General features: G+C 33.5%; 16 protein-coding genes. 1 reads left to right on the top strand and 15 read right to left on the bottom strand.

The features are described from left to right. Positions 1-1,054 (top strand): transposase (locus I4N53_RS04845; protein ID WP_255549704.1); only part of this gene is annotated, 1,054 nt, incomplete at its 5' end. A 218-nt stretch (positions 1,055-1,272) separates the two neighbouring features. Here the strand turns inward: I4N53_RS04845 and I4N53_RS04840 are convergent. The 15 genes from I4N53_RS04840 to I4N53_RS04770 all read right to left on the bottom strand — a co-directional run bounded on the left by I4N53_RS04840 (position 1,273) and on the right by I4N53_RS04770 (position 14,479). Beyond that, positions 1,273-1,752, bottom strand: coding sequence for a PTS sugar transporter subunit IIA (locus I4N53_RS04840; RefSeq protein ID WP_074591952.1), 480 nt, complete (start codon positions 1,750-1,752; stop codon positions 1,273-1,275). A gap of 73 nt (positions 1,753-1,825) precedes the next feature. Next, on the bottom strand, positions 1,826-4,741 hold the full coding sequence (locus I4N53_RS04835) for a sigma 54-interacting transcriptional regulator (protein ID WP_214495726.1): 2,916 nt from the start codon (positions 4,739-4,741) through the stop codon (positions 1,826-1,828). 176 nt (positions 4,742-4,917) lie between these two features. Next, positions 4,918-5,334, bottom strand: coding sequence for a PIN domain-containing protein (locus I4N53_RS04830; protein WP_029688156.1), 417 nt, complete (start codon positions 5,332-5,334; stop codon positions 4,918-4,920). 53 nt (positions 5,335-5,387) lie between these two features. Beyond that, positions 5,388-5,621, bottom strand: coding sequence for a type II toxin-antitoxin system Phd/YefM family antitoxin (locus I4N53_RS04825; RefSeq protein WP_214495725.1), 234 nt, complete (start codon positions 5,619-5,621; stop codon positions 5,388-5,390). Between the two features lie 138 nt (positions 5,622-5,759). After that, positions 5,760-6,572: a peptidoglycan editing factor PgeF gene (gene pgeF / locus I4N53_RS04820; protein WP_214495724.1), complete on the bottom strand. Its 813-nt coding sequence runs from the start codon at positions 6,570-6,572 to the stop codon at positions 5,760-5,762. 31 nt (positions 6,573-6,603) lie between these two features. Next, a complete protein-coding gene (locus I4N53_RS04815) occupies positions 6,604-6,765 on the bottom strand; it encodes a hypothetical protein (RefSeq protein WP_013149641.1) in 162 nt (53 codons plus the stop codon). Between the two features lie 105 nt (positions 6,766-6,870). After that, positions 6,871-7,989 carry a DUF362 domain-containing protein gene (locus I4N53_RS04810; RefSeq protein WP_013149640.1) on the bottom strand — a complete coding sequence of 373 codons (1,119 nt, stop codon included), beginning with the start codon at positions 7,987-7,989 and terminating at the stop codon, positions 6,871-6,873. A 20-nt stretch (positions 7,990-8,009) separates the two neighbouring features. Then, entirely contained in the window at positions 8,010-9,575 is a 1,566-nt protein-coding gene (gene murJ, locus I4N53_RS04805; RefSeq protein ID WP_214495723.1) for a murein biosynthesis integral membrane protein MurJ, read from the bottom strand. A gap of 11 nt (positions 9,576-9,586) precedes the next feature. Continuing rightward, complete coding sequence (gene fabZ / locus I4N53_RS04800; RefSeq protein ID WP_214495722.1) at positions 9,587-10,015, bottom strand: 3-hydroxyacyl-ACP dehydratase FabZ; 429 nt, start codon at positions 10,013-10,015, stop codon at positions 9,587-9,589. Between the two features lie 143 nt (positions 10,016-10,158). Then, entirely contained in the window at positions 10,159-10,494 is a 336-nt protein-coding gene (locus I4N53_RS04795; protein ID WP_214495721.1) for a rod-binding protein, read from the bottom strand. 23 nt (positions 10,495-10,517) lie between these two features. Then, positions 10,518-11,318: a flagellar basal-body rod protein FlgG gene (gene flgG / locus I4N53_RS04790; protein ID WP_012994318.1), complete on the bottom strand. Its 801-nt coding sequence runs from the start codon at positions 11,316-11,318 to the stop codon at positions 10,518-10,520. A gap of 24 nt (positions 11,319-11,342) precedes the next feature. After that, positions 11,343-12,098, bottom strand: a complete 756-nt coding sequence (flgF, locus tag I4N53_RS04785) for a flagellar basal-body rod protein FlgF (RefSeq protein ID WP_013149635.1) — start codon at positions 12,096-12,098, stop codon at positions 11,343-11,345. A gap of 18 nt (positions 12,099-12,116) precedes the next feature. Further along, on the bottom strand, positions 12,117-13,145 hold the full coding sequence (locus I4N53_RS04780) for a rod shape-determining protein (RefSeq protein ID WP_214495720.1): 1,029 nt from the start codon (positions 13,143-13,145) through the stop codon (positions 12,117-12,119). Positions 13,146-13,276: 131 nt separating this feature from the next. Further along, positions 13,277-13,537 (bottom strand): sporulation transcriptional regulator SpoIIID, encoded by a 261-nt coding sequence (spoIIID, locus tag I4N53_RS04775; RefSeq protein WP_012994315.1) that lies wholly within the window; start codon positions 13,535-13,537, stop codon positions 13,277-13,279. Between the two features lie 129 nt (positions 13,538-13,666). Beyond that, positions 13,667-14,479 (bottom strand): M23 family metallopeptidase, encoded by an 813-nt coding sequence (locus I4N53_RS04770; RefSeq protein WP_013149633.1) that lies wholly within the window; start codon positions 14,477-14,479, stop codon positions 13,667-13,669. Between the last annotated feature and the right edge of the window lie 46 nt (positions 14,480-14,525).

Genomic DNA, 14,525 nt, shown 5'->3' with positions numbered 1-14,525 from the left:
CTTCAATAATCTTGTTAATTTAACTGAACCTATTTGTCAGGCTATTAATCCTTCCCTTTCTAATATCCTCATCGCTGATACTACTGGCTTTCAACCTTATGTCAGAGAAAATAATCCTAAGTTCTTTGATTCCCTTTATAGAAATATTAAAAAGTTCTCTAAATCTAATCCTGATTTTGATGCCCACTCTTATGCTTGTTCTAAAATGCCTAAGTTCGCTCACTCTAATCCTGATGCTAAATTCTCTTATATTAATGGCCATTATTGTTACTCTATCAAAGCTACCATCCTCACTAATGGCTTAGGCATTATTCAGCATATTAGTTTCTATGACGATGATTCTTTAGATGTCAATACTGCTAAATCTGCTGCCGAGTCTAAAGATTTATATGATTCTAAAACTTTAATCCCTTCTCTTAATGAATTCTTTAATTTACATCCTATTTTCTCTTATAGATACTTCTTAGGTGACGCCGGGTTTGATTCTTTTGATAATTATAAATACTTGTTCTCAAAGCTTGGCATAATACCTATTATCCCTATTAACCCTCGAAATTCTAAAAACTTGCTTCAACCTACTTTTAACTCTGATGGTATCCCTACCTGTCCACGTAACCCTTCTCTTAAAATGTCCTATGATGGCATCGTTCGAGAAAAAGGTAGAGCTACCAGAATTAAATGGCTTTGCCCTATGTCCAAAAAAGTTAGACTAAATGGTAAAACTACTTATATCCTTCAATGTGATAACCCCTGTACCTCTTCTAAATGTGGCAGAATATTCTATACTACCCTTGATATTGATTTTAGAAAAAATACTTTTGTCCCTCGTAACTCTAAAAAGTGGTCCAAACTTTATGAAAAACGCCCTATTATTGAAAAATCTATTTCTCTTTTAAAAAGTTCTATCGCTGTTGATAGCTTTAAACTCATAAATACCAGGTCTATCAAAGCTGATGTTTTTCTTGGGGCTATCACTCAACATATTGGTTTAATTATTACTGCAAAGCTTGGTACTTTTGAACATCCTTTATCTTTGAAAAAACTTTTGGCTTGATAACTTGTTCTTATGGTTTGATTCGTTTGTCACCTTTTTACATTAAAAAGGTGTGTTAGGTATTGCCTTTTTTAATTTGTATCTTTATTCCATTTCTCTTTTTCCGTCTTGAGTGTGACTTTAAAATGGAACTTCTTTATTTTGTTCCTTGTAATGTAACTTTTTTACTCTAATATTTATCTCATTTTGCAATCACCTATATAAAGTCTTTCGTTCTATTAGCTTGTCTTTGTTTTTTTTCTACTTTTATTTATCAAATCAATTACCTCATCACCACCTTTCGCATTTAAAATACTCATTAAGAAATTCTCATTCTGAATAAGCTCTACTAACTGTTGCAACATTTCAACTTGACTATGACTTTCATTTAAAGCTATCATAAACACTATATTTACGTTTACGTCTTCTTGTGGATTAGCCATATTTTTGAATATAACGGGTTTTGACAAAGTAGCAACTGCAATAGCCGGCTTTAAAACATGTTCTGCGTCAGTATGAGGTATCGCTACATTATAATTATTGAGAAGTAATCCTGTTGGAAAAGTATTTTCTCTTTTAATAATTCCTTCTAAAAAACTCTCTTTAACATATCCATTATCGAGCAATTTTTTATACAAAACTCTAAATACTTCCTCTCTATTTTCTGCCTCCAAATTTGTAACAATTATTTCCTTGTGAAAAAGCTCTGAAATTTTCATTGTATATAACCTCCTTGCTGGTTCACCATTAAAATATTGCAAGAGCCGTGCCAACTATCTGACATGTTTTGTGCTATTTTATAATAATATTTTTTATTTCTTGGGCACTTTTAGCTTTTCTTATGGCATTGATGCTTTGTTCTTCCATTAAAATTTGATACAAATGCATAAAGTAATCCTTTGAATCTTCCTTCAGCGCTATCATAAACACCAAATCTGCCTTAAACTCTCCTTCCCAATAAATAGGTTCTTTCAATTTTGCAATTGCGATGGCAGGTTTTGTGACATGTTCTGGATAACCGTGGGGTATCGCGATTCCTCCCTTTAAAAAAGTCGCCCCCATAGATTCCCTTTTGTATACACTTAGTAAAAACCTTTCATCTACATAGCCTTTATCTTGCAATATCTCCACCAATTTATCTATAACATCACTTTTCATAGAAGTATCTAAATCATACAAAATAAGGTCTTCCTGTATTACTTCTTTTAAAGGATTTTCTTTCTCTAAATTGACAATTTTTTTGAATTTTTCAATCCCTGTGCCATGTAAAATATCTTCAACAGATATAAAAGGTATACTTTTTATGCCGGGATTTATTGTACCAACAAAAGCTACCACTTCATTTTCTTCTCTTATTTTTGAAATTTCTTTTTCAATATCTTCCTGCCTGAGCATTCCAACAGGTATTATTTTGTAATCATCTTTTAGTTGTGGTAAGACATCTTCAATATATTTCTTTATTTTTAACGCTGTTCCCTCTCCTGTAATACATACAGTTACAATTGCTTTTGGAAGCTTATCTTTACTCTTTATACCTTCAACTCTTCCTATATATGTTTTATCTACGTCTAACGCATCTGCTATTTCATCTAAATTAGTATCCGGTATAATAGCTCTTCTGACAGCTTCCAACACCATAACCGTATCTACTCTTCCTACCACTCTTGTAGGTATCCCTGTCCTTTTGGTTATAATTTCACCAAAGGTAATTAATGAACCCATGTCAACCAAAATAATGCAGCCTTTGCCTTCGTCTATTCTTTTCACTACTTCAATTGTCCTCTCAAGAACAGATTCTGGGCTTTCATCAAGAGCCATATCTATACCGACTGCATGATTTACCCCTAAGAGTTTATTTGCCACCTCTGCCATGCCACTTGCAACATGGCCGTGCGTAAGCACAACTACGCCCACTCTGCCTTTAGTTATTTCTTTGTCCCCTGAGAATGTCCTTAGATACATAGCAATAAAGCCCACTTCTTCATCAGGCAGCTGTATTTCTAATTCTTTGTTAATTTGTTTTGCCATAATTTTAGCAATAGAATACTCAACAGGATATTCTTTCACTATGTTTTCAAGTTGAGGATTAATTATTGGTTTGCCACTTAATATTCTTTCATAAGCAGCACTTAAGTGTATAGCAAGGGAATAAAAGAGATTATCCTCTAAGTTTTTAAAACTTTTTTTAGCAATCTCGTATGCTTTTTCAACAGCATTTACAATTTTTTCTCCTACTATGTTTGTCAATTCTTTTTTTGAAATTGTTATGTTAGATTTTACATTTACAGCAAATTTCTTCAGCTCCGCCTCTATCTCTTTCCCGAGAATTTTATCTATCTCCTCTTTTGTAAGTCCTTGTCTTTTTAAGTCAATAAACCTTTCTTCTATAAATTGATATATTTCATCAGGCAGCATATATCTATCTTCTTTTGGATATAACTTAATTTCCTTGTCAGGATACACCATAATGTCTTCATTTGAATATCTTTCTATTTCGGGATCTCTTTTATTTACTCTGATTATCCCCATTTTTACGTGGTTAGGTAAATCTGAAAGGTCTATTGTCAATGAAGAGCTTTTACTCCCTAATGAATTTAAAAAGCTCCTCGCACAAGCAACTTGAATATCGCTCCTTAGCTGCCCTATATTCCCCGGACAGTCATAAAGCATAAGAGCTCTTACTGCCTCTTTTTTTACAATAATCGATTTATTAATTCTAAAAGACTCTTTTGAGAAAAAATGATGTATAATTTCATATCTTTCTTGGGGAGGTCTTTCTGAAAGAGAAGGAAGTTCTATCACCATAGGAATTCTTCTCCTAAAAGTAAGTAATAGCGAAGATTCAGGATTTTCAGTAGTAGCAGCAATAAGCATAATTTGTGCCTCTCTAGTACTTTCTGTTTCCCCTAATCGTCTGAATTTTCCTTTGTCCAACAAATAAAAGAGTATCTCTTGTCCTTCACTGGGGAGTCTGTGGACTTCGTCCAAAAACAAAATTCCACCATCAGCTTTTTCTACCAATCCCGCTTTTGCAGTATCAGCCCCTGTGAAAGCGCCTTTTACATAACCAAAAAGTTGCGCCATGAGTAGTTGTGGATTATCCGCATAATCAGCACAGTTAAAAACTACAAAAGGCGCATTTTCATTAAATCTTCCAGACTCTATTGCATAGTTGTACATTGCTTCAGCCAGCTGGCTTTTTCCAGATCCAGATGGTCCTACTATTAAAGTATGCAATCCATGGGGAGGATAAAGTACTGCAGCTTTTGCAAGGCTTATCTGCACTTTAAGACTTCCTTCGCTTCCAATAATCTCTTTAAATGAGAGTAAGCTTTTAGCTGTTTTAGGAGTTTCAAAATTTACAGTATCGTTTTTAATAGTACTTCGTTGCACTAAATTATCTGCAATTTTATCTTTCAAAATTTCCTTTTTTATTTGTGTAGCTACAAAACGAGAAATATTATATCCTAAATTATTTAATTGTTTTGTCAAATTTCTATCTGAAATATTTGGGTCCTTTGAAATTATTTTTTTTGCATCTTCTAAAAGGTAAGGTTTTCTTCTTTCTCTTGAGTCAGGAATATTATTTTTCAGTCTAAATTGTGTCACATCTTCTCTTTTAATATTGAGAATTGCGGCTATTTGGTCATCTGTTAAAGGATTCTTTTTATCCTCTTTTTGTATAATTTCAAAAATCCTTTCAATCATAGTGACAAGCCTCCCTTCAATGTATATTATGCAAAAAATATACCATAAATATGGCAGGAATTGTAGCGGAATATTTAGTAAATTGCATAAGTTGTGAACAAAAGTTTTTAGATAAAATAAAAAAGACCTTAATAGGTCTTATGGCATAAAAAGTATGGTAGCATTTGTATTGGTTTTTAAGTTAAGCCCTCATTGGATAAAAAATCTTTTGGTGATATTGCTTTATTAGTTATTTTTTGGAATTCATCATCTCTTGTAATAATCAAATCACCTTTTAATTTTTTCAAACATTGCATTTGTAGAGCATCTTCTAAATCTCTAAACTCCTTAAAATTCATTGCTCTCTTTATGTCATGTTTTGTTATACTCACTACTTCTACTATACTTAACAAAGCCTCTAATGTTTTTATGCTATCATTGTGAGAAAGGTTTTTATTTATGAAATAATATATATCTGTAATTGAAAAAGCAGCTAAATAAGCATCTATCTTTTTTTCTTCCGCTAATTTTAATATGTTATAAGCATCTACGTCAAAGGGAGTTCTTTTTAATAAAACATCAAGAATAACATTAGTATCAATTAACACTTTCATCATTTAACCTATTATATCCATATTGTTATTTAACGGGTAATCTTCCCTCCCCTTTAATTGTATTTATTTCTTATTCTTTCTTCCCGTATTTGCTCAGCAGATATATTTTTGTTAGGATAGTCAGATAAAATTCCATACAAAAAATCTGCATTTGGAGTACCTTCTTTTTTTGCTGGAATAAGTTTTGCAACTTCACGTCCATTTTTCGTTATAATAATTTCTTCTTTATCAACTAATTCCAAGTATTTACCAACTCTTGTTTTGAATTCTGTAGCGCTTACTTTCATTTTTATCACCTCTTTTACTATGCCTATTCTACATGTTATCCAATTTGATTATATTATTCATCATAGAAATAGTCAATATATAAAAAACACAAATAACCATTTTTTAATTTATGTATTAGAACAAATATCATAAAAAAACTACCTAAGTTCCATAAAAGCTGCCATGCTACCTGTCATGCCTTTGTCTCTTCTATAGGAATAAAATTCACTATTGCAATGGGTGCACATTTGGCTAACTGTAATGTTTTCATCTGGTATGCCAGTATTTATAAGTTCAAGATAATTGGTAAGCTGTAAATCCAGCATCCATTTGCCCTCCGCCTTTTTCACAAGAACTTTTTTCCATTCACCAATAACATTTTTAATTTTATTCGCAACGTCATCACCTACTTCATAGCAGCATTTGTATATAGAAGGGCCTATCCCTACGAGTATATCCTTAGGATTTGAGCCGTATTCTTCTTTCATGGCATTAACTGTTTTAGGCCCAATGTAGGCTACTGTGCCTCTCCATCCTGCGTGTGCAAGGGCAATAACTTTTTTGACAGGGTCTAAGAAAAACAAAGGCACACAGTCGGCATAAAATGTAACAAGCAGAATACCTCTTTCATTAGTCATAAGGGCATCTACGCCAGAAATATCGCTTCCTCCAAAGTTTTTTCCTTTATCCTTTAGAGTCACTTTTCTTATAACATCACCATGAACCTGGTCTGAAAAAACCATATCTTCGTAGGAAAAACCGCCAATATCGCATATTATTTTAAAATTTTCATAGACTTCCTCTTTAGTATCATATCTTTTTAAGCTTAAATTCAAGGAAGCATATTTGCCTTTACTTACACCGCCAATTCTAGTAGTAAAAAGGTGTTTGACAAGTCCTGTCTTTTCAAAAGATGGTATTGTATAAAAAACTACTCCTTTTACTTCATTTCTTTTAAAACCTATTTCCAAAGTATCACTCCTTTTTACTTTTTATGCCATACTAATTATTTCTTTCTTTTTTATCTTTGTCATTTTTCCCCTTTTTCTCATTTTCAATTCCAAAAATTCTATTCGTCCATTTAACAAAAGCTATCAGAACTAATAAAAGCAATATTAGTGTTACCACCGAAATTATGGAAATTATAACAAAATACTTTTCCATTAAATTTCTCTCCTTTATCTCCCGTTAATTTCTCTAATTATTATATTACTACAAACGTTACCAAAAATCATTAAAAATTTTAAAAAAAATAGCAGGATTAACCTGCTATTTTAGTTCAACAAGTTCATAATCTCTTGTACCCAAGCCGATTTCCTCGCCGTATTTTAATTGTAGTTCTCCTTTTGTTTCAGGATGCAAAGCTTTAAATTTGTCTTCTCCAGGATTCATGCCATATCCCGCTTCTTCTAAAGCTGTACCTTTATGACCAAATTGTTGATTTACAAGGTCATAGCTTGCCTGGTCTATAGCAACAGGGTCAAAGGAAGCCAATATTCCTATATCTGGAACAATCGGCGCATCACTCCAAGGAGTGCAATCGCAAAGGGGCGTAACATTCATGATAAAGTTTATAAAAGCAATTTTGTCTTTTTTTGTAGAATAAGCGCCATATGCGTATTCCGTCATTCTCTCTACAAAAGCATCCATATCAGTTCCCCATTGAGGCTTTATCACGCCATATTGACAAATGGACACGCATTCTCCACACCCTATACATATAGAAGGGTCAATATAAGCTGAACCATTGACCAAAGATATCGCATTTACGGGGCAATTCCTGATACACATTTGACATGCGGTACATCCCTTTCCTACAACAGGCTGCACTGTTGAATGCTGCTGTTGTTTTCCTGCCGCAGGTGCACACCCCATAGCTAAGTTTTTGATGGCTCCTCCAAAACCAGCCAATTCATGACCTTTAAAGTGTGACATTACAATCATTGAGTTTGCAAAAAAAATATTTGAAGCAATTTTTACAGTATCAAAATGTTTTTTGTCAATTTTCACTTCTACAGAATCTTTACTTAAAATGCCGTCAGCAATTATTATTGGTGCATTTACAACAGCATATGCAAAACCATTTTCAATTGCTGTTGTCAAATGGTCAACTGCATTTGAACGACTACCTTTGTAAAGAGTATTTGTATCTGTTAAAAAGGGCTTTCCCCCATAACTCTTGATTTTATCAACCACTTTTCTTACATATATAGGGTTGATGTAAGCGTTGTTTCCCTTTTCTCCAAAATGAATTTTTATAGCTACCAAGTCATTTTTATCAATAATGTTTTTAAAACCTGCTACATCAAAAATTCTCGCTACTTTGGAAGACAAACTACTGCTGGCTTTATTCGCTCTCAGATTGTAAAAATATACCTTTGATTTCATGATATCACCTCATTTTTAAATTAATTTCTTACAAGTTTAGAATTTACAAATTTTATGCCTTTTTTAAAATAGGAAAAAGCAGACCTATCAATAACCAATACAATAACCGAGTAAATTATAGCCCCTGCTAATATAGATATAAACAGGGCTATAGCCTCATAAATTCTTTTGTCTGACGGCATTTTAACAATAAAATTATTATACATAAAATGCACTAGTACCCCCATTACAATTGATGCCAACATTGCTCTTATAAAACTCATAAACATGTATTTTCCATCTATTTTCCCTACTTTTCTTTTTAAAGAAGTAAATAAAAGAAAAATAGCAAATATAGCTGCAATAGAAGTAGAAAGTGCAAGTCCGCCTAATTTTAAATATCTTACCAAAATTAAATTAAGTGCAATATTTAATAATACAGCCATGGCACCATTTATCATTGGAGTTTTTGTGTCTTTCATAGAGTAAAAACTTCTACTTAAGACATCTCTCAGGCCATATGCAGTCATTCCTATCGCATAATAAAAAAGGGCAATTGAAGTAAGATATGTTGAATTTTCATCAAAAGCTCCTCTTTCAAATAATACTTTTATTATAGGCATTCGGAGTACCATTGCCCCGACTGATACAGGTATTAATATATATAAAATACCACTCACTGCAAAATTTAAACTTTTTAGAAAACCTTCTGTGTCATCAGCTACTGAATGCTTAGATAAAACAGGATATATGACAGTTGCAATTGCTGTTGAAAAAATACCTAGCGCAAACATATTAAGCCTATTGGCATAATTCAATGCAGCAATACTCCCATCAGGCAAAAAAGAAGCTATAACTCTATCTACATACACATTTATAGTTTGTATACCTGTTCCCATAAGTACAGGCATTGCTAATAAAACGACCCTTTTTACTCCTTCATCTTTGAAATCTACTTTCACCCTAAATCTATAACCTAATTTGTACAAAACAGGTAATTGCATTAATGCTTGTAGAAAAGTAGCAATAATTATAGAATAAGCTACTGCTGTAATTCCAAATTTGTCTCCATATAAAATTGCTACCGTTATTACGATAATATTGTAAGGGATGCCTATCATAGCTGGAATAGTGAAATGTTCCATAGACTGAAGAGCACCAGTGAAAATATTAGATGCAGCAATGAACACCATTGTAGGTAATAATATAGTTGTAAGTTTTACTGTCAACTCAAATTTTTCCCCTGTAAAAGCTGGCGCCACAAACTTTACCAGATAAGGCGCAAATAAAAAGCCTAAAATAGTTAAAATTATAGTCGCTAATAAGACTATCCCTAGCAAATTGTTTATAAAATCAAATGCCTTCCGTTTTCCATCTTTTTGAAAGTATTCCGTAAATATTGGTACAACAGTAGTAGCTATTGCTGCAGTCACCGCCGCAAAAAGTATCATAGGTATAACAGTTGCCATATTGTATACATCCATGGAAACAGAGGTACCAAATTGGAAAGCTAAAGTCATATCTCTCAAAAATCCAAATACTTTACTCAGTAGAGTTATTATCATTATGATGCCAGCTGCTTTTACAGTTTTTTTAGCTGTCGACATATATCCAACTCCTACCCCTCTTCAGTCATTATAAACATAAGCTCTGTAGTAGCTGCAATTTCATCTCCAACTTTTGCAATACCTTTAGCTTTAACAAGTCCCATCTTTATAGAATCTATCAAAACCTCTAAAACAAGTTGGTCACCAGGCCTTACCATTTTTTTGAAACGACATTTATCAATACCTGTAAAAAGCCCTAATTTGCCTCTGAATTCTTCTATATTCATAACAGCAATACCGGCTACTTGCGCCAATGCCTCAATAATAAGAACTCCTGGCATTATAGGGTTGTCTGGAAAATGCCCTTGAAAAAAAGGTTCATTAACCGTCACATTTTTTATTCCAACAGCTTTTTTCCCTTCTTCGATTTCTATTATTCTATCCACTAATAAAAAAGGGTATCGGTGTGGAAGAATTTTTTTTATGTCCTTGTTTTCCACCCTATGTTTCACCTCTTTTTAGCCAAATTATAAGAATAAACAAAGCAAATAGCTTATCATTGATTATATCACAAAAAAATGAAAAATAAAAAGGGCAAGCGCCCTTGTGCGTGTCAAAAGTTAGTAGGTAAAAATAATAGCTTTTATACTTTTTTAGAAAGTTGATTATACATTTGTTCCGCAAGTCCAAAAGAGCCATTTTGAGCTAACATCTCCGCATATTTATCATATAACATAGAGGTAAAAACATCATTTGCAAGACTATCTCCTGTCAAAGGGTCCTCTGGAATTGTCTTTCTCATCTCATTTAACATAATCCCTATAAAAACTGCCTCTAACTGCTGACACGCTTCTTTAAGTTTTTGCTGGTCTTTGTCTTTTATCGCCTGTTGTATTATTCTCTCAAAATCACTACTGTGCTTTTGTAAATAAATCTGTAATTTATTTATATTAATATTATCTACAGGATTTATTTCCATGTAAAGTCATTCCTTTCAATAAACTACCTTCTCAAATTATTTGCAATTCCAAGCATTTCATCAGCTGCTTGGATAGCTTTTGAATTTATCTCATAAGCTCTTTGTGCGGCAATCATGTCCACCATTTCCTTCACCACTTGGACATTTGAGGTCTCTAAAAATCCTTGCATAACTTTGCCCATTCTTCCTTCAAAGTCATCTCTTGTGCCAGGCTGTCCTGACGCTTCTGTTGGCTCATATAGATTATTACCAACACTTAAAAGCCCCTGCGGATTGACGAAATTGTATATTCCTAAAGTAGCTACTTCTCGAGTAGTTCCATTAGCATTCTTTACGCTTATTACTCCTAAAGGTGATACCGAAATATCTTTCTCAGTCCTGTCAAAAACTATAGGATTCCCTCTGTCATCTAATACAGGATAACCGTCAGCAGTCACTAACATCAAAGTGTTACCGTCCGCACTTAGTTTGAAACTTCCATCCCTTGTGTAATAAACTGTGCCATCAGGCCCCAGTACAGCAAAAAAGCCTTCTCCATCTAATGCCAAATCTAAAGGATTATCTGTCTGCTGGAGACTTCCTTCAGTAAAATCTTTTACAATTGCCGAAGGTCTCACACCTACTCCTACTTGCATATTGACAGGTCTGCCTTGTCCACCATATATGTTTTCTCTTTGCAAAGTTTGGTATATTAAATCTTTAAATTCTGCCCTATCTCTTTTAAAAGCTGTAGTATTCACATTTGCGAGGTTATTCGCAATAACATCCACATTGAGCTGTTGAGCCGTCATACCAGAAGCCGCAGACCACAATGCCCTCATCATAATTTTCTACCTCCTTATGGTTTGTTATACTTTCCCAACTTCATTGACAGCTTTTCCAAGAGTCTCATCAAAAGCAATTACAACTTTTTGATTCGATTCATAATTTCTCATCACGCTTATCATATTTACCATTTCCTTAACTGAATTGACGTTTGACTGCTCTAAAAAACCTTGTTTTATTCTCCCTGTTGCAGGAATAACCTGTACATTGGCACTGTTATCTATAAAAAACAAATTATTGCCCTCTTTTCTTAAACCATCATAATTATCAAAATCCACAATTCTAAGCCTGTCCACCAATTGACCATTATTTTTAATGTTACCCATCTCGTCCACTGAAATGTCTCCTTGTGATAACTCAATTGGGCCATTTTCTCCTTGCACAATATATCCTTCTTGTGTGACTAAATATCCATCGTTTGATAAAACAAAAGAACCATCTCTTGTATATCTTTGACCATTGGGGGTATCTATCACAAAAAAGCCATTTCCATCTATTGCAAAGTCTAACTTACCATTGGTTTGAGTAAAACTCCCTTCTTCAAAATTTGTATGAAAAGTGTCAATTAATATCCCGTAATCCATCTTTCCAATTTTCCCATCAGGCGGTACGTTATCGCCACCGTATCTTGTTACTTCAAAATTTGGAAAAGAAGAAGTAATTACTATATCCCTTTTATACCCTGTAGTATTGACATTTGCAAGGTTATTTGTTAAAACATCCATTATCTTTGTCTGAGTAACCATACCAGAAGAAGCAGCATAAAGCCCTCTCAACATAAAAATCACCTTCTTAATTTATTTGATTTTGTATACATCAATTATAGTCTCTGATTTTTCTAATAATTCAAGAGAATCCAATGCTTTTCCCGTACCTAAAGCGACACAACTTATAGGGTCATTTGAAAGATATACAGGTGTATTCATCCTTTCCCTTAAAAGTCTGTCCATTCCTTTAAGCAATGCTCCGCCCCCTGTAAGTACTATACCTTTGTCGCTTATGTCCGCTGCTAATTCAGGAGGAGTTCTTTCTAATACACCGTGTACAGCTGCAACAATTTCTTCAAGGGGCTCTTTTAATGCTTCACATATTTCACTGGAAGTCACTTCTACATTTTGTGGCAAACCGGATATTAAACTTCTTCCTTTTACTAGCATTTTCTCTTCTTTGCCATCAAAGTAGGCAGTACCTATATTTATTTTTATTTCTTCTGCCATTCTTTCTCCTATTATCATCTGATGTTTTTTTCTCATGTGTCTTATAATTGCTTCGTCAAAATTATCACCTGCTACTTTAATACTTTTAGACACCACTGAACCCCCTAAAGAAATTACAGCTATGTCAGTGGTGCCTCCCCCAATATCTACAATCATATTCCCACTTGGTTGTGATATGTCTAAGCCTGCTCCTATCGCTGCCGCAATAGGTTCCTCAATAAGATAAGCTTTTCGCGCTCCTGCGTGTATTGCTGCATCAATGACAGCTCTTTTTTCTACCTGTGTTATGCCACTTGGAATACAAATCATTATTTTGGGCCTTACTAAAGACCGTCCTTTGCAGGCTTTGTTTATAAAATACCGGAGCATCTTTTCTGTAACGTCATAGTCAGAAATTACTCCAGCCCGCAGAGGCTTTATAGCCAATATATTCCCTGGCGTCCTGCCTACCATCCTTTGGGCTTCTTCGCCAACTGCAAGAATTTTATTAGTATTTCTATCCATTGCTACAACTGATGGTTCTTTTAAAGCAATTCCTTCCCCTTTGATGTAGACAAGGACAGATGCCGTGCCAAGGTCAATTCCGATATCCTTAGAGAATGCAAACATCTAAACACACCTTTCTTATGTATTTCGACAAAAATGGCATCTATTTAAATTATCGACAATGATGCCGAAATTTTTAATTTATTATCAATTTATTAATTCGCTATAAATTTACAAAATCCTCTTTTATTTTCTTAAAATTTGTTGTTCATTTTTTGATATTTCATTTTAGTGGCCTTTCCGCCTCTTATATGCCTTTCTGCTTTATTTTTGCTTAGAATCTCTCTTACTTCTTTATATAATTCAAAATTTATATCGGGAAGTCTTTCTGTCACATCTTTGTGAACTGTGCTTTTGCTAACTCCAAAAACTTTCGCAGCTTCTCTCACTGTTGCTTTATGTTCAATTATGTATTTTGATATTTCCAGTGTTCTCTCTTCTATGTAATCTTTCAAAACCAAAACCCCCTTTGGATTTTCAAATCTCATTAATATGTATATGCCAAAACAAAGCTATTAGAATCTTTATAAATACAAAAAAAGACTTGAATACAGTAAGTATCCAAGTCTTTTTTACAGGTATTTTTATTCAAAATAGGCTATTGGGTCAACAGGCGTTCCATTTTCTAAAAGTTCAAAATGTAAGTGAGGACCTTCACTAACTTCAAACCTTGCCGATTCCCCTATTTTACCTATTTGCTGTCCTTTTACTACTTTTTCTTGTTGTTTTACCAAAATCTCATCCTCTAGATTTGCATACCGCGTTTCCCATTTTCCATTTTTTATAACAACAGTATTCCCTAATTTTGGATCTTTATATACTTTTGCCACAATTCCATCCATGGCTGCCAATACAGGTTCTCCTAGCTTTGAGCCAATATCTACACCTTTATGAGTTGTCCATTCTTGAAGGGTTTTTGAAAACACAAGCTTGTCTTTGGCAAATTCTAATATTATGTCTCCATTTACAGGCTTTAGTAAAACTAATCTTGCAGAAGATAAATCGTTATCTTTTTTTATAGTAGAGGTATTACTTGCCATAACAGTTGTTACTTTGCTGTTTTCTAAACTATCACTTTTACCTGAACTTTTAACTTCATCGTTTTCTGCCACGGGTTGAAAGTTTTCTTTCGTTTGTTGACTGATAACAGCTGTAGAATTATTTTGTTGTTCTTTTTCTTCTTGAGCTTGTGCTAGTTCTTTTTCATAACTCCAATCACTTTCAATAGCCGAATTAATTTCTTCCTGCTGTGCTTTTCTGAGTTCTTCTAATTTTTTTAAATTATTATTAGTGACATATATTGAGGTAGCAGCTATCACTACTATGGATAAAAATAATATTATGTAAAAACCCTTTCTATCAAAAAATCTTATTAACTTCTCCCTGTTTATTCTCACATTTTTCACCTCCAAATGGTATTTTAACCATTAGCCTAACTATTTA

The sequence above is a fragment of the Thermoanaerobacter sp. CM-CNRG TB177 genome (genome assembly GCF_018588165.1).
Taxonomy (GTDB): domain Bacteria; phylum Bacillota; class Thermoanaerobacteria; order Thermoanaerobacterales; family Thermoanaerobacteraceae; genus Thermoanaerobacter; species Thermoanaerobacter thermocopriae.
The sequence above is the reverse complement of the archived record's forward strand: the minus strand, read 5'-3'. Positions and strand labels throughout refer to the sequence as shown.

What these genes read in the sequence shown, in the direction of transcription:
- I4N53_RS04840 (WP_074591952.1), bottom strand. Translation starts at nt 1,752, where the DNA reads ATGAAAATTTCAGAGCTTTTTCACAAGGAAATAATTGTTACAAATTTG.
- I4N53_RS04835 (WP_214495726.1), bottom strand. Translation starts at nt 4,741, where the DNA reads ATGATTGAAAGGATTTTTGAAATTATACAAAAAGAGGATAAAAAGAAT.
- I4N53_RS04830 (WP_029688156.1), bottom strand. Translation starts at nt 5,334, where the DNA reads ATGAAAGTGTTAATTGATACTAATGTTATTCTTGATGTTTTATTAAAA.
- I4N53_RS04825 (WP_214495725.1), bottom strand. Translation starts at nt 5,621, where the DNA reads ATGAAAGTAAGCGCTACAGAATTCAAAACAAGAGTTGGTAAATACTTG.
- I4N53_RS04815 (WP_013149641.1), bottom strand. Translation starts at nt 6,765, where the DNA reads ATGGAAAAGTATTTTGTTATAATTTCCATAATTTCGGTGGTAACACTA.
- I4N53_RS04810 (WP_013149640.1), bottom strand. Translation starts at nt 7,989, where the DNA reads ATGAAATCAAAGGTATATTTTTACAATCTGAGAGCGAATAAAGCCAGC.
- murJ (WP_214495723.1), bottom strand. Translation starts at nt 9,575, where the DNA reads ATGTCGACAGCTAAAAAAACTGTAAAAGCAGCTGGCATCATAATGATA.
- I4N53_RS04795 (WP_214495721.1), bottom strand. Translation starts at nt 10,494, where the DNA reads ATGGAAATAAATCCTGTAGATAATATTAATATAAATAAATTACAGATT.
- flgG (WP_012994318.1), bottom strand. Translation starts at nt 11,318, where the DNA reads ATGATGAGGGCATTGTGGTCTGCGGCTTCTGGTATGACGGCTCAACAG.
- flgF (WP_013149635.1), bottom strand. Translation starts at nt 12,098, where the DNA reads ATGTTGAGAGGGCTTTATGCTGCTTCTTCTGGTATGGTTACTCAGACA.
- I4N53_RS04780 (WP_214495720.1), bottom strand. Translation starts at nt 13,145, where the DNA reads ATGTTTGCATTCTCTAAGGATATCGGAATTGACCTTGGCACGGCATCT.